At 70.5% G+C, this 26,317-nt stretch carries 20 protein-coding genes; 13 read left to right on the top strand and 7 right to left on the bottom strand.

Features of this window, described 5'->3' with window-relative positions; translation table 11 throughout:
* Positions 1-21: 21 nt before the first annotated feature.
* The 5 genes from EAT51_RS01570 (at position 22) to EAT51_RS01550 (ending at position 7,376) form a co-directional block, all read left to right on the top strand.
* A complete protein-coding gene (locus EAT51_RS01570; RefSeq protein WP_425478160.1) occupies positions 22-1,542 on the top strand; it encodes an adenosine deaminase family protein in 1,521 nt (506 codons plus the stop codon).
* Complete coding sequence (locus EAT51_RS01565; protein ID WP_130515685.1) at positions 1,539-2,678, top strand: nucleoside hydrolase; 1,140 nt, start codon at positions 1,539-1,541, stop codon at positions 2,676-2,678. Before EAT51_RS01570 ends, EAT51_RS01565 begins: the two co-directional genes overlap by 4 nt.
* Before the next feature lie 116 nt (positions 2,679-2,794).
* The gene (locus EAT51_RS01560) at positions 2,795-5,161 is read left to right on the top strand and encodes a TonB-dependent receptor (RefSeq protein ID WP_130515687.1); all 2,367 of its coding nucleotides are present in this window, start codon (positions 2,795-2,797) and stop codon (positions 5,159-5,161) included.
* A 261-nt stretch (positions 5,162-5,422) separates the two neighbouring features.
* On the top strand, positions 5,423-6,442 hold the full coding sequence (locus EAT51_RS01555) for a purine-nucleoside phosphorylase (RefSeq protein WP_130515689.1): 1,020 nt from the start codon (positions 5,423-5,425) through the stop codon (positions 6,440-6,442).
* Positions 6,443-6,446: 4 nt separating this feature from the next.
* Complete coding sequence (locus EAT51_RS01550; RefSeq protein ID WP_130515691.1) at positions 6,447-7,376, top strand: glycerophosphodiester phosphodiesterase family protein; 930 nt, start codon at positions 6,447-6,449, stop codon at positions 7,374-7,376.
* A gap of 38 nt (positions 7,377-7,414) precedes the next feature.
* Here EAT51_RS01550 and cysK read toward each other — a convergent pair whose 3' ends face one another.
* Together cysK and cysG are read right to left on the bottom strand one after the other, a co-directional pair.
* Entirely contained in the window at positions 7,415-8,374 is a 960-nt protein-coding gene (cysK, locus tag EAT51_RS01545) for a cysteine synthase A (protein ID WP_130515693.1), read from the bottom strand.
* A 33-nt stretch (positions 8,375-8,407) separates the two neighbouring features.
* Positions 8,408-9,862 carry a siroheme synthase CysG gene (gene cysG, locus EAT51_RS01540; RefSeq protein WP_130515695.1) on the bottom strand — a complete coding sequence of 485 codons (1,455 nt, stop codon included), beginning with the start codon at positions 9,860-9,862 and terminating at the stop codon, positions 8,408-8,410.
* Positions 9,863-10,033: 171 nt separating this feature from the next.
* On the opposite strand from cysG, the gene EAT51_RS01535 reads away from it, so the two are divergent.
* Both EAT51_RS01535 and EAT51_RS01530 read left to right on the top strand, forming a co-directional pair.
* Entirely contained in the window at positions 10,034-11,017 is a 984-nt protein-coding gene (locus tag EAT51_RS01535; RefSeq protein WP_130523274.1) for a LysR family transcriptional regulator, read from the top strand.
* 193 nt (positions 11,018-11,210) lie between these two features.
* Complete coding sequence (locus EAT51_RS01530) at positions 11,211-11,486, top strand: DUF4242 domain-containing protein (protein WP_130523275.1); 276 nt, start codon at positions 11,211-11,213, stop codon at positions 11,484-11,486.
* Positions 11,487-11,550: 64 nt separating this feature from the next.
* On the opposite strand, the gene EAT51_RS01525 is transcribed toward EAT51_RS01530, so the two are convergent.
* The gene (locus EAT51_RS01525; RefSeq protein ID WP_130561186.1) at positions 11,551-12,771 is read right to left on the bottom strand and encodes a GAF domain-containing sensor histidine kinase; all 1,221 of its coding nucleotides are present in this window, start codon (positions 12,769-12,771) and stop codon (positions 11,551-11,553) included.
* A 168-nt stretch (positions 12,772-12,939) separates the two neighbouring features.
* Between EAT51_RS01525 and EAT51_RS01520 the strand changes: the two genes are divergently transcribed.
* The 6 genes from EAT51_RS01520 to EAT51_RS01495 all read left to right on the top strand — a co-directional run bounded on the left by EAT51_RS01520 (position 12,940) and on the right by EAT51_RS01495 (position 20,135).
* Positions 12,940-13,410, top strand: a complete 471-nt coding sequence (locus EAT51_RS01520; protein WP_130561185.1) for a DUF2946 family protein — start codon at positions 12,940-12,942, stop codon at positions 13,408-13,410.
* A gap of 67 nt (positions 13,411-13,477) precedes the next feature.
* Positions 13,478-15,586: a TonB-dependent copper receptor gene (locus tag EAT51_RS01515; protein ID WP_130561184.1), complete on the top strand. Its 2,109-nt coding sequence runs from the start codon at positions 13,478-13,480 to the stop codon at positions 15,584-15,586.
* 81 nt (positions 15,587-15,667) lie between these two features.
* Positions 15,668-17,707: a TonB-dependent receptor gene (locus tag EAT51_RS01510; RefSeq protein ID WP_130561183.1), complete on the top strand. Its 2,040-nt coding sequence runs from the start codon at positions 15,668-15,670 to the stop codon at positions 17,705-17,707.
* Positions 17,707-19,179: a PepSY-associated TM helix domain-containing protein gene (locus EAT51_RS01505; RefSeq protein WP_130561182.1), complete on the top strand. Its 1,473-nt coding sequence runs from the start codon at positions 17,707-17,709 to the stop codon at positions 19,177-19,179. The genes EAT51_RS01510 and EAT51_RS01505 overlap by 1 nt, the downstream gene beginning before the upstream one ends.
* 75 nt (positions 19,180-19,254) lie before the next feature.
* Positions 19,255-19,731: a copper chaperone PCu(A)C gene (locus EAT51_RS01500; protein WP_130561181.1), complete on the top strand. Its 477-nt coding sequence runs from the start codon at positions 19,255-19,257 to the stop codon at positions 19,729-19,731.
* Positions 19,732-19,784: 53 nt separating this feature from the next.
* Positions 19,785-20,135, top strand: a complete 351-nt coding sequence (locus EAT51_RS01495) for a hypothetical protein (protein WP_130515709.1) — start codon at positions 19,785-19,787, stop codon at positions 20,133-20,135.
* 164 nt (positions 20,136-20,299) lie between these two features.
* Here the strand turns inward: EAT51_RS01495 and EAT51_RS01490 are convergent, their stop codons facing one another.
* The 4 genes from EAT51_RS01490 to cysI all read right to left on the bottom strand — a co-directional run bounded on the left by EAT51_RS01490 (position 20,300) and on the right by cysI (position 26,263).
* Complete coding sequence (locus EAT51_RS01490) at positions 20,300-21,931, bottom strand: AMP-binding protein (RefSeq protein WP_228257780.1); 1,632 nt, start codon at positions 21,929-21,931, stop codon at positions 20,300-20,302.
* 62 nt (positions 21,932-21,993) lie between these two features.
* A complete protein-coding gene (locus EAT51_RS01485; protein WP_130561180.1) occupies positions 21,994-23,385 on the bottom strand; it encodes an APC family permease in 1,392 nt (463 codons plus the stop codon).
* A gap of 431 nt (positions 23,386-23,816) precedes the next feature.
* Positions 23,817-24,554, bottom strand: coding sequence for a phosphoadenylyl-sulfate reductase (locus EAT51_RS01480; protein ID WP_130515715.1), 738 nt, complete (start codon positions 24,552-24,554; stop codon positions 23,817-23,819).
* The gene (gene cysI, locus EAT51_RS01475) at positions 24,551-26,263 is read right to left on the bottom strand and encodes an assimilatory sulfite reductase (NADPH) hemoprotein subunit (RefSeq protein WP_130515717.1); all 1,713 of its coding nucleotides are present in this window, start codon (positions 26,261-26,263) and stop codon (positions 24,551-24,553) included. Before cysI ends, EAT51_RS01480 begins: the two co-directional genes overlap by 4 nt.
* Between the last annotated feature and the right edge of the window lie 54 nt (positions 26,264-26,317).

The raw sequence follows: 26,317 nt of genomic DNA, 5'->3' as shown, positions 1-26,317 counted from the left end.
GGAAGTAGAACAATCTGGGGCGTGATCGCCTGTGTGGCGCTGGCCGGCCAGGCCTGGGCGGCCGATGGCGGCGGCGCGGCCGGCGCGCGCGAGGCGAAGGTGGCCGCGCTGATGCAGCGCGTGGCGGGCAACGGCCCGCAGCTGCGCGCCTTCCTGCAGGCCATGCCCAAGGGCGCGGACCTGCACAACCATGTGGGTGGCAGCAATTACGCCGAGGATTTCCTGCGCTGGGCCGACGAGGACCAGGGCTGCATCGCCCGCGACACTCACCAGTTGCTGCCGCCGCCGTGCGGCGAGGGCACGGTGCCTGCGCGCGGCCTGGCCGCGCGCGATTCGGCGTTCTTCTCCGCCACGGTCGACGCGCTGTCGATGCGCAACTTCGTGCAGGGCAATGCGGCCGCCTCGGGGCACGACCAGTTCTTCAGCACCTTCGCCCGTTTCGGCAGTTCGCAGGCGCGTCGCCCCGACGCGATCGCCGCGACGCTGGAGCAGGCCGCGCGCGACCGCGTCAGCTACGTCGAGCTGATCGCCAACCCCGCCCAGTCGGCCGAGCTCGGCAAGCGCGCCGGCGCGCTGGACTGGAACGCCACCGACCTGGCCGCCAACCTGGCGCCGCTGCAGGCCCAGCTGCCGGCCTTGGTCGAGGCGGCCAAGGCCAATACCGCCGCGCTCGATGCGCGCGTGGCCCAGCTGCTGCGCTGCGGCCAGGCCGATGCCAGCATCGGCTGCGGCGTGCGCTATCGCTATGTGCCGTACGCACTGCGCACGCTGCCGGCGCCGGTGGTGTTCGGGCAGATGCTGATGGGCTATGCGGTGGTGCAGGCCGATCCGCAGCGCTACGCCGGGGTCAACATCGTCGCGCCGGAGGACAACCCGGTTGCGCTGCGCGACTACCACCTGCACATGGCGATGTTCAAGCTGCTGTCCGCGCGCTACCCGCAGGTGCCGCTGACCCTGCACGCGGGCGAACTCAGCCTGGGCCTGGTGCCGCCGGCGGACCTGCGCTTCCACATCCGCGATGCGGTGGCCATCGGCGCCCGGCGCATCGGTCACGGCGTGGACATCGGCTACGAGGACGATGCCGCCGGACTGCTGCGACAGATGAAGGCCCAGCACGTGGCGGTGGAGATCAACCTGACCAGCAACGACGTGATTCTCGGGGTCAAGGGCAGCGACCATCCGCTGCCGATGTACCTGGCCGCCGGCGTGCCGGTGGTGCTGTCCACCGATGACGAGGGCGTCTCGCGCAGCGACATGACCCACGAGTACCAGCGCGCGGTGACCGAGCAGGGCCTGGACTACGCCACGCTCAAGCAGGTCGCGCGCAACGGGCTGACCTATTCCTTCGCGCCGGGCCAGAGCCTGTGGGACGCGGACGGCCGCACGCCCGTGGCCGCCTGCGCCGCCTCGCTGGTTTCCGGCAGCGCCGATGCGCGCTGCAAGGCGCTGATCGAAGGCAGCGAGAAGGCGCGCCTGCAGTGGCAGCTGGAGCGCGATTTTGTCGCCTTCGAAATGCAGCAACTGGCCGAGGCGCGCCGATGAGCCGCCTCGCACGGGCCCTGGCGCATGGCGCGCTGCTGCTGTCGCTGGCCGCGAGCGCCTCGGCGTGGGCGGGGCAGAAGCAGCTGGTGATCCTGGACGACGACCTGGACGGCTTCGCGCCGGCCCAGGTGATGGCGCTGCAGGCGCCCGATGTGCACGTGCTGGGCCTGACCACCGTCAGCGGCAACGCCTGGGCGACCCAGGCCACCGCGCATGCGCGGCGCATGCTGGAGATCGCCGGCCATCCCGAGGTGCCGGTGGTGCAGGGCGCGATCGATCCGCTGGTCAACACCGAAGCGCAGACCGAGCGCTGGGAAGCGCTGTACGGCAAGCTGGTGTGGAAGGGCGTGTGGATGAGGCACTGGGTCGAGGACAACTTCCAGGCCGATCCCGATTACCACGGCCCGGAGGTGGTGCGCGATCTGAAGCTGGGCAATCCCAGCGTGGTCAAGGCCAGCGACGAGCCGGCGGCGCTGTTCCTGCTGCGCATGGTCCGCGCGTATCCGGGCCAAGTGACCATCATCGCCACCGGCCCGCTGACCAACCTGGCGCTGGCCCAGCGCCTGGATCCGCAGTTCGCCAGCCTGGCCAAGGAACTGGTCTACATGGGCGGCAGCCTGGAGCCCAGGCAGACGCGCGACAGCGAGGCGGCGCGGCAGTTCGCGCGCGAGTTCGTCAACACGCCGCGGCGCGAGTTCAACATCCGTTTCGACCCCGAGGCCGCCAGCATCGTCATGCGCGCGCCGTGGAAGAAGATCGTGATGGTGCCGGTCGATCCGTCCACCGCCACCGAGGTCACCCCGGCGCTGCTGGCGCGCATGCGCGCGGCCGACACGCCGATCGCCCGCGCGCTGGCCTCGCGCCAGACCGGCTTCCCGCTGTGGGACGAGCTGGCCGTGGCGGTGTGGCTGGATCCCTCGCTGATCACCCAGTCCGACGAGCTGATGGTCGATACCAACCTCGACCGCGGCGCCGGCTACGGCGACATCCTGTCCTGGAGCCCGCCGTACGCGCCGGGCCTGGGCGAGCGGCGTCAGACCGTGGTGCGCAGCGTCGATGTGCCGCGTTTCGAGGCGCTGATGGCGCGCCTGCTGACCCGGCCCCAGCCGCGCGCGGTCGGCGCGGCGGTGCCCTGAATCCCGGAGTTGAAAGCGGCAGGGCCAAGGACGCGGCCCGGACGCTGATCGGCGCCCGCGCGCGCCGACGCGGCGGTGTCTTGGCTAGAACCCTTACCCACACAGGCAATCCCCACATGAACAAAGCGCTCCTTTCCCTTGCCGTCACGGCCGCGTTGTACGCGACCGCCGGCGCCGCCTTCGCCCAGGACGCCACCGGCACCGACGCCGGGCAGCGCAGCAGCGTCACCACCACCTCCAACACCACCAACTCCAACGCCACCCAGCGCGCGCGCCAGCTCGACGCGGTCAAGGTCACCGGCACCTCGCTGTCGCTGGGCGGCGGCAACATGCAGGTCCAGGACGCGCCCAAGGCCGTGTCCACCATCGGCCGCGAAGCCATCCTCAAGGCCGCGCCCGGCGCCAACTTCACCCAGATGCTGTCCAGCATCCCCGGCGCGACCTCGGCCACCAACGACGTGACCGGCCTCAACGACGGCCAGTTCTCCGTGCGTGGCTACCCGCCCGATGAGGTGGGCGTGACCGTCAACGGCGTGCCGATCAACGACTCGGGCAACTACAAGATGTACGCCACCGAGTACGGCGACACCGAGAACATGGGCGACATCACCGTCGAGCAGGGCTATCCCAGCGTGACCTCGCCGGTGATCGGCGCGGCCGGCGGCAACATCGCCTGGGTCACCGTCGATCCGACGGCCGAGGCGGGCCTGGACTTCAGCCAGAGCGCGGGCAGCAACGGCTACCACCGCACCTTCCTGCGCTACAACACCGGCGATACCGGCCCGCTGCGTTCGTGGATCTCCTACTCCAACAATGAGACCAGCCTGTGGCGCGGCACCGGCAAGTCGCTGGTGACCAAGGTCGACGCCAAGTCGGTGTGGACCATTGACGAGGACAACTCGATCACCGGCTCGCTGCAGTACAACCGCGAGTTCAAAAACAACTACCGCAACGTCACCAAGGCCCAGGCCCACCAGAACTACCACTTCGGCTACGACGGCAACTACAACCCGGCCGTGCCCAGCGCCTATGCCTGGATGCAGACCAACCCGTTCCGCAGCTGGATCGCCAGCCTGGACGGCGAGTTCACCCTGACCGACTCGCTGCACCTGTCCGTGTTGCCGTACATGGTCTACGGCTACGGCGGTGGCGGCAGCGGCACCACCCAGAACGAGTCGGCCTATGGCGGCATCGACGCCAACAAGGATGGCGACACGCGCGATGCGAACGTGCCGATCTATCAGATGTACACCTCCGATACCTACCGTCCCGGCATCCACGTCAAGTTCAAGAAGGACTTCGGCCTCAACGACAGCCTGGAATTCGGCGCGCTCTACGAGCGTCCCCGCAACCAGCAGAGCCGCAACCTGATGCCCACCAGCATCGACGGCGATCCGTCCAACCTGTGGGGCCAGGACAACGAGGACATGCTGACCTATCCCAACGGCAGCGCCCTGCAGGCCTACCGCTCCTACTCCATCACCGACACCAAGCGTCTGTTCGCGACCAACACCTGGACGCCCAACGACCAGTGGACCGTGACGCTGGGCGGCGCCTACACCTGGGTCAACCGCAAGGGCTGGTACACCAACCTGCCGGATTCGGGTATCGCGACGCGCGGCACCAGCCTGGGCGAGGTGACCGGCGAGGGTGAGGCCAAGTACAACAAGTTCACCCCGACCGGCGGCGTCAAGTTCCAGCTCGACGAGCGCAACCAGTTCTACTTCGGCATCGGCCAGGCCTACCGCGCCCCGATCAACACCGCGGCGCTGAACTACTTCTACAGCAAGGCCGCGGCGGCGGCGCTGGCCCAGCCCAGCGGCACGATCAAGCCCAAGCCCGAGTCCTCCTGGACCGCCGACCTGGGCTGGCGCTTCTACGGCGATCAGATCAGCGCGATGGTCGACATCTACAGCAGCAAGTTCAAGGACAAGCAGGTCAGCGGCACCGACCCGGTCAGCAAGGCCTCGGTCTACACCACGCTGGACAAGGTCGATGTGACCGGCATCAACGGCGAGGTCAGCTACAAGTTCAACGACAACTGGTCCACCTACGCCTCCTACGCCTACAACAAGTCGGAGATGAAGAGCGATCTGACCGTGGCCGGCGTCACCTACGACACCGACGGCAAGACCATGATCAACGCGCCCAAGAACGTGGGCTACGTCGCGGTGAACTACGACCAGGGTCCGTTCTGGGCCAGCGCCAACGCCAATGTCCTGGGCGGCATCTACGCCGACTGGGAGAACCGCGCCCATGCCGGCGGCTACACCACGATCAACCTCAATGGCGGCTGGAACTTCGCCGATGCGGGCTGGCTGAAGAAGCCCTACATCAAGGTCAACCTGTGGAACGTGGCCAACCGCAAGGCCTTCACCTGGGCCTCCAGCGTGACGACCTATCGCTCGGTCGGTACCGATACCTACCAGCTGCTGCAGGACCGCACCTTCATGGTGACGGTGGGCGGTTCGTTCGACCTGTAACGCCGGGGTGCCGCGCAGCCGCGGGCCACGGTCCGCGCTGCGCGTTTCATCGTCCGCGGGGCTTCGTCCCCGCGGACCCTGCGTCTGTCGCCCTGCCCGCAGTGCGGCAGAGGCGATGCGAGATCTTTCCACGCGCTCGATGGTCCGCTCCCAGCGCGTGATGCGCGGAGATCGTGACCTCGTTGCGTCCGCGCTTCCCGACGATCGGCGCCGCTTGTCCGGTCCCTGCGTCTCCTTCTTCTATTCCACACCGGAGGTCCTATGTTCCGTCCTCTGATCAAGCTCCTGCTACCGGCGTTGCTCGGCCTGTGCGCCATGCCGGCGCTCGCGCAGAGGCCGCTGGCACCCAAGGTGCTGGTGATCACCATGTTCGCGCCGGAGGCCGCGCCCTGGCGCGAGGCCGAGCGCTTCGACACGCAGGTGCCCGTGCCGGGCCTGTCGCCCAAGTACCCGACCGTGGACTGCACGCGCGCCGGGCTGTGCCTGATGACCACCGACATGGGCCTGGCCAATGCGGCCAGTTCGGTCGCCGCGCTGGTGGCCTCGCCGCGCTTCGACCTGCGCCGCACCTACTTCCTGATCGCCGGCATCGGCGGCGTCGCGCCGGAGCAGGGCACGCTGGGCTCGGCACACTGGGCACGCTACGCCATCGATGGCGGCCTTATGCGCGCGGTCGATCCGCGCCAGCAGCCGGCCGGCTGGTCGTCCAACCTGCTGATGCTCGGCGCCACCGCGCCGGGGCAGAAGGTCGAGCACCGCACGGGGACCGAGGTGTTCCAGCTCGACGAGGCCCTGCTGCAGAAGGCCTACGCCCTGAGCGCGGGCGTGCCCCTGGAGGACAGCGACGCGGCCGCGGCCTATCGCCTGCAGTATCCGCAGCCGGCCGCGCGCGCCGCGCCGGCGGTGAGCATCTGCGACAGCCTGACCAGCGACACCTACTGGCACGGCAGTCTGATCGCCACGGCGATGGAGGCTTACGTGCAGCTGACCACCGACGGGCGCGGCCACTACTGCATCACGCAGATGGAGGACAATGCCACCCTGACCGCGCTCCAGCGGGGAGCCGAGGCGGGCAGGCTGCAGTTCGCCCGCGTCGCCCTGCTGCGCACGGCCTCCAACTTCGATCGCGAGGCGCCAGGACAGGACGTGGGCGCCTCGCTGTCGGCCAAGTCCGGTGGCTTCCTGCCATCCACCCACAACGCCTACCGAGTCGGGCATGCGTTGACCGAGGCCATCCTGGCGCACTGGGAGGCGTGGTCGCACGGCGTGCCGAAGGAATGACCCCATGCCTGCCAACCTCGCTTCCTCCCGTCCACTGCGCGCGCTGTCGCTGGCGGCCCTGGCCCTGCTGATGGCCGCGCCCGCGCTGGCGCAGAGTCGCCGCCAGGGCGCCGAGCTGCCGCAGATGCGACTGTCCCAGCGGCCGCTGATCGTGGCCCACCGCGGCCGCGCCACCCCCGACGGCGCCGAGAACAGCCTGGTGCAGATGCAGCAGGTAGCCAGCCACCAGATCGGCGTGGAAATGGACCTGGCCGCCAGCCAGGACGGCGTGCTCTACCTGCTGCACGACGCCACCCTCGACCGCACCACCACCGGCACCGGCCCGATCAAGGCGCAGACCAGCCAGGCGCTGGACGCGGTCAAGCTCAAGGACGGCCACGGCAAGCCGACCGACGAGGCCCTGCCGCGCCTGACCAAGGTCCTGGACTGGGCCGCCGGCGTGCCCGACGTGATCCTGATGATCGACCTGAAGGGCATCAAGGCGGCGACGCTGGCGCCGCTGCTGCGCGAGCGCAAGCTGCAGGACCGCGTGATCCTGCTGACCTTCGAGCGCGGCGCGGCGGCCGAGGCGCTGGCCAGTGCCGATGGCGCCATGGTCTCGGTGCTGATCAAGACCCAGTCCGACGCCAACTACTACAAGCGCATCGCCGCCGGCCGGCCGCTGGCGATGTACGTGCCGCAGGACTCCAAGAACAAGGTCTTCGGCTATGCCAAGACCGCCGGGGCGGTGCTGGTGACCGACGTGATCGACGGCGAGGGCGAGGACAGCGCGGCGCTGAACGCCAAGGTCGCCAAGCAGGGCTGCAAGGCCTATCTGGACTACATCGATGCGCACTACACCGATGTGCTGGTGACCAACCACCCCAAGTGCGCGGCGCAGACGCTCAAGGCCTACGTGCCGACCACGGCGACAACGGACAATGGGCCGCATTGAGCGGCCCGTTGCTGACTTCCTGACGCTGCGCGCGGGGCTTAGGGCAGCCCGGCCAGCCAGTCGTCGTCGCTGCCTTCGTTGATGTCGGCGAACAGCGGCGTGGAGAAGTAGCGCTCGCCCGTATCGGGCAGCATCGCCAGGATCACCGAGCCCGGCACGGCCTTCTCGGCCACTTCCAGCGCGGTGGCCAGGGTGGCGCCGGCGGAGATGCCGACGAAGATGCCTTCCTCGGCCGCCAGCCGGCGCGAGGTCTCGATCGCGCGCTCGTCGGTGACGGTATAGAGCTCGTCGTAGACCTCGCGGTTGAGCACCTCGGGCACGAAGTCCGGGGTCCAGCCCTGGATCTTGTGCGGCTTCCACTCATCGCCCTTCAGCAGCGCCGCGCCGGCCGGCTCGGTGGCGATGATCCTGGTCTCCGGGCGCGCGACTTTAAGCACTTCGCCCACGCCGGTCAGCGTGCCGCCTGTGCCCCAGCCGGTGACGAAGAAGTCCAGGCGCTGACCGGCGAAGTCGCGCAGGATCTCAGGCCCGGTGGTGTTGCGGTGATAGGCCGGATTGGCCGGGTTGGCGAACTGGCTGGCCAGGAACCAGCCGTGCTGTTCGGCCAGCTCCTTGGCCTTGCGCACCATGCCGCTGCCGCGCTCGGCGGCCGGGGTGAGGATGACCTTGGCGCCGTAGGCGCGCATCAGCTTGCGGCGCTCGATGGAGAAGGTCTCCACCATCGTGGCCACGAACTTGTAGCCGCGCGCCGCGCACACCATCGCCAGCGCCACGCCGGTATTGCCCGAGGTGGCCTCGACCACCGTATCGCCCGGCTTGAGCAGGCCGCGGGCCTCGGCGTCGAGGATGATCGCCAGCGCCAGGCGGTCCTTGACCGAGCCGCCGGGATTGAACGACTCGACCTTGGCATACACCGTGGTGTGCGCCGGCGCGAGGCGATGGAGCTTGACCACCGGGGTGCGGCCGATGGTGTCCAGGATGTTGTCGTAGATGGCCATGCGAAGACGTCTCTTCCGATTAGAAGGGTGGGATCAGGCGGCGCGCGACAGCGTGGGCGCGTCGATGTTGTCGGGATGTTGTGATGCCGGCGCGGCCAGGGGCGCATCGCCGTGCCAGTGCAGCGTGTGCGCCAGCGCGGCGACCTCGCCCAGGATCAGCAGGGCCGGCGAGCGCACCTGGTGGTGGCGCGCGGTCTCGGTCAGGTCGGCCAGGGTGCCGGTGACCACGCGCTGGGTGCGGCGCGAGCCGTTCTCGACCAGCGCGAAGGGCGTAGCGGCGGCGCGGCCGTGGGCGATGAGGCGCTCGCGGAAGGTCTCCAGCCCGGCCACGCCCATGTAGACGGCCAGGGTCTGGCGTTCCTGCGCCAGCGCCTGCCAGTCCAGCGTGTCCAGGGAGTCGCGGCAGTGCGCGGTCACCAGGCGCAGGCCTTGCGCGTGGTCGCGATGGGTCAGCGGGATGCCCGAATACGCCGCGCAGGCCAGCGCGGCGGTGATGCCGGGCACCACTTCGAAGGCGATGCCGTGGGCCTTGAGGAATTCCAGCTCCTCGCCGCCGCGGCCGAACACGAACGGATCGCCGCCCTTGAGCCGCACCACGCGCCGGCCGGCGCGGGCGTGTTCGAGCATCAGCGCGTGGATGTCGTCCTGGCGCGTGCTGTGGCCTTGGGCCGACTTGCCGACCTCGATACGGGTGGCGTCGCGTCGGGCCATGGCCAGCACCTCGGCGCTGACCAGGCGGTCGTGCAGGATCACGTCGGCCTCGTTCATCGCGCGCAGCGCGTTGAGCGTGAGCAGGCCGGCATCGCCCGGGCCGGCGCCGACGAGCGTGACGGTGCCGGCGTGGGCCTGGGCGGTGCTGGACAGCGCGCGCTGCAGCTCGGTCTCGGCGGCCGCGTCCTGGCGCTGGCGCAGCAGGCGCGGGACGGCGCCGGCGAGCAGTTGTTCGAAGAAGCGGCGGCGCGCGCCCATCTCGGGGAAGCGCGCGCGGATGCGGGCGCGCTGCCGGCCGAGCAGGGCGACCAGCGACCCCCAGGACTCGTCCAGCAGCGTCTCCAGCTGCCGGCGGATGTGGCGCGCCACCATCGGCGCATGGCCGCCGCTGGAGATGGCGATCTGCAGAGCGCCGCGCTCGACCAGGGCCGGCACCTGGAAGCTGGACAGCTCGGCGTCGTCGACCACGTTGGCCAGCAGGCGTCGCGCGGCGGCCGCATCGGCCACCGCGCGATTGACCTCGCCCTCGTCGGTGGCGGCGATCACCAGCCACACCCCGTCCAGCCAGTCGGGCGTGAAGCTGCCCGGCTGCCAGGCGATGCGGCCCTGCTCGGCCCACTGCGCCAGGCGCGGGGTCAGGGTCGGTGCGCCCACGTGGGGGAGGGCGCCGGCGTGGAGCAGGGCCTCGACCTTGCGCTCGGCCACCGCGCCACCTCCGACCACGCGGACGGCACGGCCACGCAGGTCGGCGAACAGGGGAAACAGGGCAGCGCTCACGGGTGGGTCCGGGTCGAGAGGGCCACGACGCTACGCCCGGCTTATGACGGTCGGAAATGACTTGCCGCTGCGTTCAGATAACCCTACGTTATAAGCAGTGGTGGCCGGAACACGTACATTCGTTTTCCCCATAAGCGGCCGCGCCGCACCTCGCCAGCGATCCTTCCGCAGATGACCCTGACCCAGCTCCGCTATCTGGTCGCCATCGCCGACGCCGACTTCAACATCACCCTGGCGGCCGCGCGCGTGCACGCCACCCAGCCCGGCCTGTCCAAGCAGCTCAAACAGCTGGAAGACGAGCTGGGCTTCCTGCTGTTCGTGCGCAAGGGCCGCAGTCTTGAATCGGTGACCCCGGCCGGGGTGGAAGTCATCCAGCGCGCCCGCGCCGTGCTGTCCGAGGCCAACAACATCCGCACCTACGCGGCCAACCAGCGCCGCGAGAGCCAGGGCCAGCTGGTGCTGGCCACCACCCACACCCAGTCGCGCTTCGTGCTGCCGCACGCGGTGGCGCAGATCAAGCGCGCCTATCCGCAGGTCAGCGTGCATCTGCAGCAGGCCGCCGAGGCCGACGCGCTGGACCTGTTGGGCCAGGGCGATGCCGACATGGCGGTGATCAGCACCTCCGGCGACACGCCCGCGGCCGGCCTGGCCGTGCCGCTGTACCGCTGGCGCCGCCTGGTGGTGGTGCCGCGCGGGCACGCGCTGGACCGCAAGGGCGCGGCGCCCGACCTGACCGCCCTGGCGGGCCAGCCGCTGATCAGCTACGAGTCCTCGACCCGGCCCGGCTCCTCCCTGCAGCGCGCCTTCGTGCATGCCGGCCTGGAGCCCAACATCGCGCTCACCGCACTGGATGCGGACCTGATCAAGACCTACGTGCGCACCGGCATGGGCGTGGGCCTGCTGGCCGAGATGGCGGTCAATGCCGGCGACGCCGACCTGCGCGCCTGGCCGGCGCCGGCGGAGATCAGCGAGTGCATCGCCTGGGCGGTGCTGCCGCGCGAGCGGGTGCTGCGCGACTACGCGCTGGATCTGGTGCACGTGCTGGCGCCGCAGATCGACAAGCGCGACCTGCGGCAGGTGATGGACGGGAACCGCGAACCGGACTGGCCGGTGCCGCCGACGTGGGAAGCGTTGACCCAGACCATCACGAGTTGAGGGTCCGTGTCAGCGAGCGCCAGGATGAACGCAGGGCGCGAGCGACCAGACGGATCTTGAAGTCGTCATTCCCGCGCCTGCGGGAATCCAGGCGAAAGTCCCCTTGCTGTTGCACCGCGTTACGCCCTGTAAAACCGTGCGCGCTACGATCCGCCTCCCCCGCGTCCATGCAACGTCTTTCGAGGAGGCCATCGTGCCCAAGTACGTGATCGAACGTGACATCCCCGGCGCGGGGAAGCTGACGCCCGCCGAGCTCAACGGAATTTCCCAGCAATCCTGCAGCGTGCTGCACGGGATGGGGCCGCAGATCCAGTGGCTGCACAGCTATGTCACCGACGACAAGATCTATTGCGTCTATATCGCGCCGGACGAGGCCAGCGTGCGGGAGCACGCGGCCAAGGGAGGATTCCCGGCCAATTCGGTCGCCCAGGTGCGCACGGTGATCGATCCGACCACCGCCGAAGCCTGATGCCCCTTCAGGGATCGACCCCAACGCGCCGCTGATCCGGCGCGTTGCTGTCCGCCAGGCCGGCTCAGGCCAGCGGCACCACCACCCGAAAGCGACTCCCACGCCCCTTGCGCGTGTGCACTTCCACCGGATAGCCCAGCGTCTGCGCGGTGCGACTGACGATCCACAGGCCCAGGCCCAGGCCTTCCCCGTGCGGATTGGCCTGGCGGAAGGCGCTGAAGATCTCGCGCGCGTCCTGCGCGTCCATGCCCACGCCGGTGTCGAGCACCTCGATCGCCACCTGGTCGCCGTGGCGGCGGCAGCCGATCAGCACCGAGCCGTTCTCGGTGTACTTGACCGCGTTGCCGAGCAGGTTGCCCAGCAGCGTGGACAGCAGCGTGCGATGGCTGCGCACGCGCAGGGTGGTGGGGACATTGCGCAGGCGCAGACCGCGCTGCTGCGCCGGACGACGCCAGGTGGCCAGGATGTCGTCGAGCACGTCCTGCAGGGGCAGTTCGATCAGGTCGGGGCGCACCTCGTCGCCGCCGGCGATCGCCAGGCTGGCCAACTGGTCGAACCCGCGGCTGATCTGCCCCAGCGAGACGCGCGCGTCGTCCAGCGCCGGCAGGGTGGGGGCGTCGCTGGGCAGGGTGCGGCGCAGCTTCTCCAGCGCATAGCCGGCGCTGCGCAGCGGCGTCTTGAGGTCGTGGCCGGCGATGGCCATCAGCCGCGCGCGGTAATGGTTGGCTTCCTGCGCCATGGCCAGGGTGCGGCGCAATTCCATCAGGGCCATGGTCTGGCGCGCCAGGGCCTGCAGGGCGTCGAGCTGTTGCGGGCTGATGCTGCGCGGCAAGGTGTCGAGTACGCACAGCGAGCCCAGCGGCAGGCCGTCGGGGCTGCGCAGCACCGCGCCGGCGTAGAAGCGCAGGTACGGCTCGCCGCTGACCAGCGGGTTGCAGGCGAAGCGCGGCTCGGCCAGCGTGTCCTCGACCACCAGCACCTCGTCCTCCAGGATCGCGTGGGCGCAGATGGACGAGTGCAGCGGGGTCTGCTGCGCGCCCATGCCGACTTCGCTCTTGAACCACTGGCGGTCGGCATCGACCAGGCTGATCAGCGCCATCGGCGCATTGCAGATCAGCGCAGCCAGGTTCGTGATGTCGTCGAAGGCGGCCTCGCGCGGTGTATCGAGGATCGCGTAGGCGTGCAGCGTCTCCAGCCGCAGCGTCTCGTTGACGGCGCGCGGCGCGGTGGACGCGGCGCACTCCAGGGGCGGCGTGGCGCGCGGGGGCGGGCTGACGGCTGACATGCGAAAGGGGCTTCCTGGCGGAGGCGCTGCGCCGCGGCGGACCGCCGCAACGAGGGGCGGACAGAGTAGGGCGCGCCTCGGCCTGGGCCGTGAAGGTTCTTACACGGCCGCGTTGGCGCGTCGCCGCCGGCTTCGCACTTGCGGGCCGGAGGCTCTAGACTGCGCGCCATGCTGCGCCACCGCCGCTTCCTGGGACTGATGCATCGGCTCGCCCTGCTGGGCGCGCTGCTGATGGTCGTGGCGCCGGTGGTCAGCCGCTGGCTGCAGTGGCACGGCCCGGCCGAGCCGCTGCGCACGCTGACCGCGCTGTGCACCAGCGGCGGCATGCGCCTGGTCGATCTGGCCGGCGCCGCGTCGCAGGCCGCGGGCCACGGCGACCACGCGCCAAACCTGGCGATGGACATGGCTGGCATGGGCCACGGCGCGCCCGACGGCATGCCCGCCGATCACCACGAGGGCATGGCCTGCGACTACTGCCTGCTGGCCGCGCGGCTGCTGCCCTTCGTCCTGATCCTGCTCTTGCTGCCGCTGCTGCAGGCGGCGCCCTCGCTGTTGCCCGAACACCGGGCCACGCCGCGCCAGGCGCTGCCCTGGCCGGCCCACGCCGCACGCGGACCTCCGCACACCCTGGTCGCCTGATCCCACCGATCCGCGCGGGCGCTCGCCTGCGCGGGCGTCGACCCGTGTGCTGTGCTGGAGTGTCCCGATGTCCGTTTTCTGCCCCGCGACGGCCGTGCCGTCGCGCCTGGCGTGCGCGCTCGCGTGCGTCCTGTCGTCCCCTTGCGTGTCCGCCGCCGATGTCGATCCGGTCGACGACGCGCACACCTTCGCGCCGCTGGTGGTCACCGCCGTGCGGCCGTCCACGCCGCTGACCTGGACCACCGATCCGCGGCTGCCGCGCCAGCCGGTGCCGGCCAGCGATGGCGCCGATTACCTCAAGACCATTCCCGGCTTCACCGCCATCCGCAACGGCGGCACCAATGGCGACCCGGTGCTGCGCGGGATGTTCGGTTCGCGCCTGAACGTGCTGACCAACGACGGCGCCATGCCGGGTGCATGCCCGGCGCGCATGGACAACCCGCTGAGCTATGTCTCGCCGGAGACCTACGACCGCCTGACCATCGTCAAGGGCCCGCAGACCGTGCTGTGGGGGCCGGGCGCCTCGGCCGGCACGGTGCGCTTCGAGCGCGACACGCCGCATTTCGAACGGCCCACGCTGCAGGCGCAGGGCAGCGCGCTGGGCGGCTCGCGCAGCCGCAACGACCAGAACCTGGCCGTGACCGGCGGCGACGCGCACGGCTATGCGCGGGTGACCGCCAGCCGTTCGGAGTCGGACGACTACAAGGACGGCGCCGGCGACGTGGTGCCCTCGAAGTGGCGCAAGTGGAACACCGACGCGGCCATCGGCTGGACGCCCGATCCCGACACGGTGCTGGAGGTCAACGCCGGCGTCGGCGATGGCCTGGCGCGGTATGCCGGGCGCGGCATGGACGGGCGCCAGTTCCGCCGCACCAGCGTTGGCGCACGCTTCGAGCAGACCGGCCTGCCCGGCGCCTGGGAGTCGATCAAGGCCAGCGTCTACGCCAACGATGCCGACCACATCATGGACAACTACAGCCTGCGCACGCCCAACCCCGACTCGGCCATGCCGATGCCGATGGCGGCCAACGTCGACCGCCGCACCAGCGGCGGTCGGATCGCCTCGGAATGGGCCTGGGACCATGCAGGACTGACGGCCGGCGTGGACTGGCAGGCCAGCCGCCACCGCAGCCGCAATGCGATGGACCGCATGCCGTATGAGCCCTGGCAGCGCGATGCCAATCTGGGCAACCAGGGCGTGTTCTCCGAACTGACCCTGCATCTGGCCAAGACGCAGCGGGTGATCGTCGGCGCGCGCCTGGACCGGGCGTCGGTCAAGGATCTGCGCGCGCAGGCCAGCGGCATGGCGATGGACGACGGCATGGGGTCCGGGATGGGCATGGGCGCCGCGATGCCCAACCCGACCTTCGGCCAGATCCGTCGGCAGACGCTGACCTCGGGCTTCGCCCGCTTCGAGGCCGATGCGGGCGATCTGCCGCTGACCTGGTATGCCGGGCTGGGCCATGTCGAGCGCATGCCCGACTACTGGGAACTGTTCTCCGCCGACCGCGGGCCGGTGGGCGCCGTCAACGCCTTCGCCGCGCTGCGCCCCGAGAAGACCACCCAACTGGACATCGGCGCGCAGTACAGGAGCGCGCGCGTGGATGCCTGGGTCTCGGCCTATGTGGGCCGCATCGACGACTATCTGCTGTTCACCTACAGCGCGGGCGGGATGATGGGTCCCAGCTCGCAGGTGGGCAACGTCGACGCCGATATCCATGGCGCCGAGGCCGGCCTCGAACTGCGCCCGGCCGACGGCTGGAAGCTCGGCGGCAGCCTGGCCTGGGCCTGGGGCGCGAACCGCAGCGACGGCCGCGCGCTACCGCAGATGCCGCCACTGGAAGCGCGCGTGACCGCATCCTGGGAAGGCCGTCGCTGGTCGGCCGGCGCGCTGCTGCGCGCGGTCGCCCGCCAGGACCGGGTCAGCGTGGGCCAGGGCAGTGTCGTCGGCCGCGACCTGGGGCCGAGCGCGGGCTTCGCCACCTTCGCGCTCAACGCCGGCTACCGGCTCAGCGATGCCTGGCAGCTCACCGCCGGCGTGGACAACGTGTTCGACCGCGACTACGCCGAGCACCTGAACCTGTCCGGCAGCGCGGACTTCGGCTTCCCCGCCGATCCGGTGCGCATCCACGAGCCCGGTCGCACCGCCTGGGTGCGGCTGAGCTTCAAGTACTGAGCAACGCGCGGCCGCCCGCGCGGCGCGCGTCACCGGTGCCGGGCATCGCGCCCGCACCGCATGAATCGAAAGGGATCGAAGATGACGTGTTGTTCTCCACCTCTGATCAGGACCGTCGGCTGGGCGCTGACGGCCTGTGCATTGTACGTGCCGGTTTCCGTCGCACAGACCTCCGGCGCCGATGAGCGCGATGCCGTGCTGACCCTGGGCAAGGTCCACGCCCAGGGCGCCAAGCGCGGCGCCTTGCCCGCGCGCAAGGTACTGAGTTCGGTCGATGTGATCGGCGCCGATCAGGTCCAGGACCAGCACGTGGACAACAGCTGGGAGCTGTTCGCCAAGGTGCCGGGCATGCAGCTGACGCCGTTCCGCATGGGCACCGAGGCGGGCCGGTTCTCCTTCCGCGGGTTCAACGGCGAAGGGCGTATCAACGCGGTCAAGCTGCTGATCGACGGCATTCCCAGCAACGACAACGCCGGCGCCATGCCTTACCTGGACTCGGTGATGTCCGGCGACATCGCCGCCATCGAAGTCGTGCGCGGCACCAACGATGCGCGCTACGGGCTCAACGCCATCGCCGGCGAAGTGAACATGGTCACGCGCGTAGGCGGCGACGAAGGGCATCTGAGCGTCACCGCCGGCAGCTTCGGCACGCGCGAGGTGCAGCTGTCCAAGGGCTTCGAGACCGGGCCGTGGACGCAGAACTACTTCCTGGGCTGGCGCGACTCGGAGGGGTATCGCGACCATGCCGAGGCGATCAAGCGCAACTTCGCCGGCAAGTGGGGCTTCAACGCGCCCGAGGGCGACTGGAGCGCGCTGCTGAGCACGCGCTACTACCACAACCAGGCGCAGGAGCCCGGCTACTTCCCCACCTATCCGCAGGCGCGCGCCGCGCCGCGCGATGCGGTGGCCTATGCGGCGGCCGACGCCGGCGAGCGGCAGACCGTGCAGACCGCGCTGCATCTGGATGGCCTGATCGGCAGCGACTGGACCTGGAGCGGCAAGGCCTACGTCAACCGCTACACCAATGCGCGCTACGTGCGCTTCTCGCAGGCCGGCAGCCAGCAGGAGCGCGACAACGACGAGACCCAGCGCGGCGCCATCGCCACCGCCACCTGGACGCCGAGCCGCGTGCTGGCCGTGGAGACCGGCGTGGACGTGCAGTGGCAGGACAACACCGCGCGGCGCTGGCGCACCGCCGCGCGCCAGCGCCTGGCGCGCACGCGCGACTGGGACTGCACGCTGCAGACCCACGGCGCCTACGTACAGGCCGTGCTGCAGCCGCTGGAGGGCCTGCAGCTGGTGCCGGCCTATCGCATCGACCGGGTCGACGGACACCTGGACGACCGCCTCACCGGGCGACGCTACGACGCCTATGGCTACGGCACGATCCGCCAGCCCAAGCTCAGCGCCTCCTACGCGCTGGGCGCGGCCTGGACCGCCTATGCCAACTGGGGGCGCAGCTTCCAGATCGGCGCCGGCGATGGCGCCTATCGCACCACGGTCCACGACCTGGGGCCGTCCATCAACACCGGCTGGGAGGCGGGCCTGAAGTTCGTGCCGGCCACGTGGCTGAGCGGCCGGGTGGCCTATTGGGAGCAGCGCGCCGACGGCGAGGTCGCCACGGTGCTGGGCGCGACCGGGACCGGCAGCGACGTGGTCAATGTCGGGCGCACCTTCCGCCGCGGCTGGGATGCGCAGGTCAATCTGCAGCCGGACGCGCGCTGGAACGCGTGGCTGGCCTATTCGCGGCAACGCGCGACGGTGGCGCGCGCCGCGCCCGGCGCGCTGCAGACCGAGGGGCGCGACATCGAGAACGTGCCGCACTGGCTGGCCTCGGCCGGCGTCGATTGGCAGGTCAGCGACCGGTTCAGGCTCAGCGCCTGGGGCAACGGCCAGGGCGACTATCACCTCGAGCGCACCAACACGCTCGGTCGCTATGGCGGCTACGTCCTGGCCAACCTCGGCGCCAGCTGGACGCTGGATGCGCGCAACGAGGTCTCGCTGCAGCTGAAGAACCTCACCGATCGCTTCTACGTCTACGCCTGGTACGACAGCGGCCTGTACGGGTTCTCGCCCGGCGACGGGCGCGGGCTGTACGCCAGCTGGAACTGGAGCTTCTGATGGCCAGCACCGCCGCCGCGCAGGCACCCGCGACGCATGCCGGCGCGCTGTATCGCGCGATCTGGCGATGGCACTTCTATGCCGGGCTGCTGGTGCTGCCGCTGCTGGCCTGGCTGGCCGTGACCGGGGCCGGCTTCGTCTATCACCGTTCGCTGGATCGGCTGGTGCATCACCAACTGCTGGTGGTGGCGCCCGCCGCGCCCGGCGAGCGCCCGGCCACGCCGCAGCGCATCGTGCAGGCGGCCCTGGCCGCGCAGCCGGGGCAGGTGTTCCGCTACACCACGCCGGCGGCCGCTGATGCCTCGGCGGAGGTCGGCATCGTGGCCCCGGACGGCGCGCGCCGGGTGGTGTATGTGGATCCGGTGCACGCGCGCGTGCTGGGCAGCCTGGCCGATCGCGGCACCTTCGGCTGGACGCTGCGCCGCCTGCACAGCCTGGACCTGCTCGGCGACGGGGCGCGTGCGCTGGTGGAGCTGGCCGCGGGCTGGGCCATCGTGCTGGTGCTGACCGGCGTCTACCTGTGGTGGCCGCGCGGCACCGTGCGCATCCCCAGCAAGCGCGCGCCCACGCCTGAGCGGGGGCGCACGCTGGGCGGCGTGGTCACGGTGCGCGGCAGGCCGTCTCAGCGCCTGTTCTGGCGCGATCTGCATGCGGTGGTCGGCATCGGCGCGGGCGCGGCGGTGCTGTTTCTGGCCATGTCCGGCATGCCCTGGTCGTGGCTGTGGGGGGCGCAGGTCAACAAGTTGGTCAACGGCCACAACTTCGGCTATCCCGCCGGCCTGCGCGTGCAGCTGCCGATGTCGCAGGCGCGCGTGGCCGACAGCGCCGACCAGGCCTGGTCGCTGCAGCAGGCGCGCCTGCCGCAGTCGGCCGCGCACGCGGCCATGGCCGACATGCCCGGCATGGAGCACGCCGGGCATGGGGCGGGCCATGCGAGTGCGGCGCAGCCAGGCGCGATCGGGCTGGATCGCGCCGTGGCGGCCTTCGACGCGCGTGGCATCGGCGCCGGCTACAGCGTGTCGATGCCGCAGGGCGCGCGCGGGGTCTATACCGCCTCGCTCTACAACGGCGTGCTGGACCAGCAGCGCGTGATCCACCTGGACCAATACAGCGGGCGAACCCTGCTCGACATGCGCTATGCCGACTACGGCCCGGCGGCCAAGGCGCTGGAGTTGGGCATCAACGTGCACATGGGCGACGAGTTCGGCAGCACCAACCGGGTGCTGCTGGTGCTGGCCTGCGCCTGCACGCTGGTGCTGTGCATCAGTGCCGCGGTGATGTGGTGGAAGCGGCGTCCGCGCGGCGGGCTGGGCGTGCCGCCGCTGCCGGCGCAACCGCGGACGCTGAAGGTCGTGGCGGGCATGCTGGCGGTGGGCGGGGTGCTGTTCCCGCTGGTGGGCGCCTCGTGGCTGGTGATGCTCGCGGTGGACCTGGGATGGGTGCAGCCTCGCCAACGGGCGCGGCGCGCATGAGATAACAGCCGGCGGCGGCCGGCGCGTTGGCAACGGGCAAGACGTCGTTCAACCTTGAAGGAGAGGGCAAGGCTTATGGGCAAGACCATCATCACCGCGGCGATGCTGCTGCTGTCCGCGCTGGCGCAGGCGGCCACGCCGGGCTCAGGCATCCAGGTGCGCGCGGCCTGGACGCGCGCCACCCCGCCGCAGGCGCCCAGCGCGGCGGGCTATCTGACCCTGGTCAACAGCGGGGCGCAGGCCGACCGGCTGGTGTCGGTGAGCTCGCCGGCGGCGACGCGGGTGGAGCTCCACGAGAGCCGCATGGACGGCGGCGTGATGCGCATGCGCCGCCTCGACGGGCTGGACCTGCCGGCCGGTGCGACGGTGGCGCTGGCGCCCTCGGGCGCGCACCTGATGCTGATCGGGCCGAGGCAGCCGCTGGTCGCCGGCCAGACGATCGAGCTGGTCCTGCGCTTCGCCCACGGGCCCGCGCAGACGGTCAGGTTGCAGGTGCGCCCGATCGACGCGGCGGGGCCTGCGGACGACATCATGCACGGCATGCACATGTGAGCGGATAGATTGCGGCGGCAGCGCCGCCGGCGGCGCACGGACAGGGGGCTGGGATGAGGCGGTTTTCGCGGATGGTGGCGCGGCTGTACGCACCGGCGCCGGTGCTGGTGGCCGCCGGCTGGGTGCTGTCGTTCGTGGTCGAACACCAGGAGGCGCTGATCGGCGCCGCCGCGGCGCGACGGCTCGGCTCGCTGCTGGCCCTGACCGGTGTCGCCCTCGGGCTGGCGTGGGCGTCGCTGGCCAGCTGGCGCCTGTACCTGTGGCTGCGCGGGATGGAGCAGGGGCGCTGCCCCTGCGGCGGGCTGCTCTCGCGGCCGCGCCACAAGCATGGTCAGCACTATCGTAAGTGCCTGGCCTGCGGCGAGAAGGTGCTGTTGACGCCGGTGCCGGTGGTGGGGGATTAGGGATTCGGGATTCGGGGTTGTTGCGAGATTTGCGGACGGATGGGGCGCTGTGTTGTCGCGGGGGTGTAGGGCCACGTCTGCATTTGGTTGTGCGCGTTGACGTCCATGGGTTCCCGCGTGCGCGGGAACGACGGTAGAGGGGGCGTCGGGCGTTTGAGGGCGGCTTAGGCCGCTGGTGCCGTTTCGGCTTCGGCGCGGGCCTGGTTGCGCAGCAGGAAGCGCTGGATCTTGCCGCTGGGGGTCTTGGGCAGCTCGTCGACGAAGGCGATCTCGCGCGGGTAGGCGTGGGCCGACAGCCGGGTCTTGACGTGCTGGGCCAGCGCGGCTGCCAGCGCCTCGTCGCCGGCCACGCCGGGGCGCAGCACCACATAGGCCTTGACCCGTTCGAACCGCTCCGGATCCGGCTTGCCGACCGCGGCGGCCTCGACCACGTCGGGATGTTCGAGCAGGCAGCTCTCCACGTCGAACGGACCGATGCGGTAGCCGCTGGAGGTGATCACATCGTCGCTGCGGCCGACGAAGGCGATGGAGCCATCGGCGTTGCGCTCGACCGTATCGCCGGTGAGGTACCAGCCGTCCTTGAACGGCTGCGTTTCCGTGTTCTCGTAGCCGCGGAAGAACAGCGCGGGCGAATCGTCGACATGCACGGCCAGCATCCCCGGCACGCCGACCGGCTGCGGCTGGCCGTCGTCGCTCAGCACGTCCAGCCGATATCCCGGCAGGGGAAAGCCGGCGCTGCCCGGCTGCACCGGATGGGCCAGCGCGTGGTGGTTGCACAGGGTCATGCCGGTCTCGGTCTGGCCGTAATGGTCGTGGATGACCGTGCCCAGCGCCTGGTCGAACCAGCGGATCACCTCGGGGTTGAGCGGCTCGCCGGCGCTGCTGACCACGCGCAGCTGGCCCTTGATCGGCGCGGCCGCGGCGTCGCCGGCGGCCATCAGCATGCGGTAGGCGGTGGGCGCCCCCATCAGATTGGTCACGCCCAGCTCGGCGATGGTGCTGTAGCAGCTGTCCACGGTGAACGGGCCTTCGTGGAAGGTCACCGCATGGCCGAGCGCCAGCGGCCCGGCGATGCCGTAGTACAGCCCGTAGGCCCAGCCCGGGTCGGCGATGTTCCACAGCACGTCATCAGGCCGCAGGTCCACCGCGTCGCGCATGTAGGTGGCGATGGCATCGAGCGCGTGCAGCGGCACGCGCAGCGCTTTGGCCGCCCCGGTGGTGCCGGAGGTGAACATGATCATGCACGGGTCCTCGCGCCGCCGCGGCACGGGATCGAAGGCCTGAGGCTGGCCTTCCAGCGCGGCCCAGAAGTCCTCGCCATCGCCGCTGCCCAGGGTCAGGATCGGCGGCGCGGCGGCGACCTCGTCCAGCTTGGGGCGCTGCTCGGCCGAGCACACCACCAGCGCCGCGCCGCTGGCCGCCAGCCGGTGCTCCAGCGCCTTGGGGCCGAAGGCGGTGAACAGCGGCTGGTACACCGCGCCGGCGCGCCAGGTGCCCAGCACCACGATCAGCAGCTCCAGCCGCCGCGGCAGCAGCCCGGCCACCACCGCGCCCGGCCCGATTCCGCGTGCGCGCAGCAACTGGGCGAACTGGGCCGACCAGGTATCGAGCTGTTCGAAGGTGTAGCGCCGCACCACGCGCTGGGTGTCGATCCAGCACAGCGCCTCGCGCTGCGCGCCCAGGTGCGCGCCGATGCAGGTCTGCCAGGCGTTGCGCGGCCCGGGCGCCGGCACGAAGTCGAGCGTGCGGACGTGTTCGAAGTAATCGCGGATCGGGCGGTCCATGCGGTACGTCATGTGATGCGTTGGGGACTCACTCTAGCGCGTCGGTCCCGGTCACGACGGTGCGGCGCAGCGCTTCAAGGCCCCGGCGGCGAGGCCTGGTCCAGGGCCAGTTGCAGCGAACGCCCGCGCCGGCGCAGCACCAGCACCACCACCGCGCCGGCCGCCAGCCAGGCCAGGCCGCCGATCTGCGCCAGGCGATCGGCGTTGTAGAGCACGTACAGCAGGATCAGCCCGCCGACCAGCGGCACCACCCCATGCATCAGCCAGCGCCCGGAGCGGCGGAAATGCCAGGCCACCGCCACGTGCAGGAGCGCGAAGGCCGTTAGCGCACCGAAGTTGCACACGGTGGCCAGCAGCGCGATCTTGCCCAGGAACAGCAGCCCCAGCACCAGGCTCAGGCCTGCCACCAGCAGGATCGCCCGGCGCGGCACGCCGCTGCCTGCATGCACCTTGCGCAGGAAGCGCGGCAGCTGGCCGTCGCGCGCCATCGCGAACAGCAGCCGCGAGGTCGCCGCCTGCGAGACCAGCGCGTTGGCCAGTGCCGCGCCGACCGCCACGGTCAGTGCGATCACGATCTGCATCCACGGCCCGGCCACGCGCCGGCCGACTTCGAAGAAGGCGTTGTTGGAGGCCGCCTCGTCGGGAAAGTGGCGCAGCTCGGGCAGCAGCAGCGCCGCCAGCCAGGTCTGCAGCACGAACAGCGCCGCCACCAGGGCCAGCGACACCACGGTCGCGCGGCCAACCGCGCGTGCGCCGCCGCGGCTCTCCTCGGTCAGCGTGGAGATCGCATCGAAGCCGAGGAAGCACAGCACCGCCATCGACAGCGCGCCGAACAGCATCGGCAGCGAGAAGGCCGCCGGGTCGTACAGCGGGCGCAGGCTCCAGTGCGCCCCGTAGGCGCCACGCTGGATCGCCAGCGCCGCCAGCACGGCGAACACCGCCAGCACCACCAGCTGCACGCCCAGGAACACAAGGTTGGCGCGCGCGGTGGTCTCCACGCCGCGCAGGTTCACCGCCGTGTTGAGCACGACGAAGAACACGATCCAGGCATGCTGCGGGATGCCCGGCCACACGGTGGCCATGGCGTTGGCGCCGATCACGTAGAGCAGGGTGGGGATGAGCAGATAGTCGAGCAGGATCGCCCAGCCGGCCAGGAAGCCGACGCTCTCGTGCAGGCCGCGGCCCACATAGGCGTAGACCGAGCCAGCGACTGGGAAGGCCTGCGCCATCTGCTGGTAGCTCAGCGCGGTGAACAGCATCGCGCCGAAGCCCACCAGGTACACCAGCGGCACCATGCCATGGCTGACGTCGAACACCCCGCCGAAGATGGCGAACGGCGCGGTCGGCACCATGCAGACCAGGCCGTAGACCAGCAGATCGCCCAGGCCGAGCCTGCGGCGCAGCTCGGGCCGGTAGCCCAGGCGGGCCAGTTCCTGGTCGGGGGAATCGGAGGCAGCGTCGGTCATGGCGGGCGGGAGGCGTTGGGCGCGGGCGCGTGGCGGGGCCAGCCTCCCTCCGGGGCCGGTGCGACAGTTCTAGCGCATCGCCCCGGTCCAAGGCCAGTGGCAAAGCAGCGCCCGCAGGATGCGGCCTCCACCTGTAGAGCGGAGCTTGCTCCGCTGGGGCCTTCCCCAAGAACCGAACGAAGAGCAGCGGAGTCCCCAAGAGGGGATTGCCACAAGCTCCGCTCTACAGGCAGGCCGCTGAGATTTGAGGAGACGGTTGCGCCCCGCGCGCTCCTCCCCTCTCCTTTCGCGCAGCGAAGGGGGAGGTTGGGAGGGGGTGCTTTTGCTTTTGACCTTCCCGCGAAGAACGACCCCGCCCCTCAGTCGCTAGCCGCGACTTCGAACTCCCCCTTGGCTTGCGGCCAAAGGGAGGGGGAAGAAGCGCACAGCGCTCAGATGTCCTCGTGGATCCCGCACTCGCGCTTGAGTCCGAAGAAGCGGGTGTCTTCCTCGCGCATGCCCGGCTCACAGCGGCGGGTGGTGTGGAAGTCGCCGATGGACACGTAGCCCTCTTCCCACAGCGGGTGATAGGGCAGGTCGTGCTGCTTCATGTACTGCCACACGTCGCGGTCGGTCCAGTCGGCGATCGGGCTGACCTTCCAACGCTCACCGCGCAGCTGCACGATCGGCGTGGCGGCGCGGCTGGTCGACTGCTGGCGGCGTAGGCCGGTGAACCAGGTGCCCACGTCCAGCTCGTCCAGCGCCCGGCGCATCGGCTCGACCTTGCGCAGGTTGTTGTATTGCTCGATGCCGACCACGCCCTGTTCCCACAGGCGGCCGTGGCGCGCCTCCATCCAGGCACGGCTGACCAGTGGACGGAAGATCTGGATGTTGAGCTTGAGCCGCTCGATCAGCGCATCGGCGAAGCGATACGTCTCTGGGAACAGATAGCCGGTGTCAACCAGGATCACCGGGATGTCCGGCTGCTGCTGGGTCAGCAGGTGCAGGGCCACGGCCGACTGCGCGCCGAAGCTGGAGGACAGGGCCGCCTGCGCCGGGCCATGCGCCAGCGCCCAGGCCACGCGCGCCGGCGCGTCCATCGCCTCGAGCGCGGCGTTGGCCGCGTCCAGGTCGATGGTGGAAGGACGGGCGTCCAGATGCGGATCGTCGTTGGCGGGCAGGGCGGTCATGCGTGCAGCTCCACGGGAATGGCACGATGGGTGGGATAGGGCGGCAGGTCGATCTCGCCGGCGCGGTGCAGGAAGTCGCCGAAGCCTTCGGCGTCGTCGCGTTCGGCGGCATAGCGGCCGAACAAGGGGTCGAGCGCACCGAGGATCTCCTCCTCGGTGATGTTCTCGCGGTACAGCGTGTTGAGCCGCTGGCCGCGGTGGTCGCCGCCCAGCATCAGGTTGTAGCGGCCGGGCGCCTTGCCGACCAGGGCGATCTCGGCCAGGTACGGCCGCGAGCAGCCGTTGGGGCAGCCGGAGATGCGCAGCACGATCGGCGCCTGCGCCAGGCCGTGCTTCTCGAGCAACGGCTGCAGCTTGCCGGTGAAGTCGGGCAGATAGCGCTCGGCCTCGGCCATGGCCAGGCCGCAGGTGGGCAGGGCGACGCAGGCCATGGCCTTGCGCGCCAGCGCGGTCGGCAGCGCGTTGCCGGCATCCAGGCCATGGGCCGACACCAGCGCATCGACGGTGGCCTTCAGCGCATCGTCGAGGTTGGAGATGACCAGGTTCTGGTTGGAGGTCATGCGGAACTCGCCGACACCCGCTTCCTGCAGCCGCAGCGCGATCTCGCGCAGCCCGGTGAGCTGGGTGGCGGTGCCGACATCGGCGATGCGCCCGGCGCCCAGCGACAGGGTCAGATGCCAGCGGCCGTCGCTGCCCTGCGTCCAGCCGTAGCGGTCGCCGTTGTGCTCGAACGCGAACGGCCGCGCCGGCGCGAAGACGATCCCGGCGCGCTGCTCGATCTGCGCCTTGATGAAGTCCAGGCCATGGTCGTCGATGGTGTACTTGAAGCGCGCGCGCTTGCGCACCGCGCGGTTGCCGTAGTCACGCTGGGTGGTGACCACGGCGGTGGCCACCTCCAGCAGCCGCTCGCGCGGGATGTAGCCGGCCACATCGGCCACGCGCGGCCAGGTCTGCGCATCACCATGGGTCGCGCCCATGCCGCCGCCCAGGCTGACGTTGTAGCCGACGATCCGGCCGGCTTCATCGGTCACACCGATGAAGCCCAGATCGTTGGCGAACACGTCCACATCGTTGATCGGCGGCAGCGCGAACCCGATCTTGAACTTGCGCGGCAGATACTTGTCGCCGTAGATAGGCTCTTCTTCCTCGCCGGCGCCGGCCACCTTCTCCTCATCCAGCCAGATCTCGTAATAGGCGCGGGTGTTGGGCAGCAAATGCTCGGAGGTCGCCGCGGCATCGGCGTAGAGCGTGGCGTGCGCCTCGGACAGCAGCGGGTTGGCCGCGACCTGCACGTTGCGGTTGACGTCGCCGCAGGCGGCCAGCGTGTCGATCAGCGCGGCGTTGATGGCCTGCATCGTGGCCTTCAGCTCGCGCTTGATGACGCCATGGAACTGGAAGGCCTGGCGCGTGGTCACGCGCAGCGAGTGGTTGCCGTAGCGGGTGGCGATGGCGTCCAGCTGCAGCCACTGCGCGGGCGTGACCACGCCGCCGGGCGTGCGCGTGCGGATCATGAACTGGTAGGCCGGCTCGAGCTTCTGCCGCCGGCGCTCGTCGCGCAGGTCGCGGTCGTCCTGCTGGTAGCTGCCGTGGTACTTGATCAGCGTCTGGTCGTCCTCGCGCAGCGCACCGGTGACCGGGTCGGCCAGGCTCTCGAGCAGGCTGCCGCGCAGGCGGCGGCTCTCGGCCTTGATGTCTTCTACTGAATGCATGGGGATTCGGGATCCGGGATTGGGGATTGGCAAGGGCGAAGACGTGCGGGCTGC

The sequence above is a fragment of the Pseudoxanthomonas winnipegensis genome (assembly GCF_004283755.1).
Taxonomy (GTDB): Bacteria; Pseudomonadota; Gammaproteobacteria; order Xanthomonadales; family Xanthomonadaceae; genus Pseudoxanthomonas_A; species Pseudoxanthomonas_A winnipegensis.
This window is presented reverse-complemented; position numbering and strand designations above follow the sequence as displayed.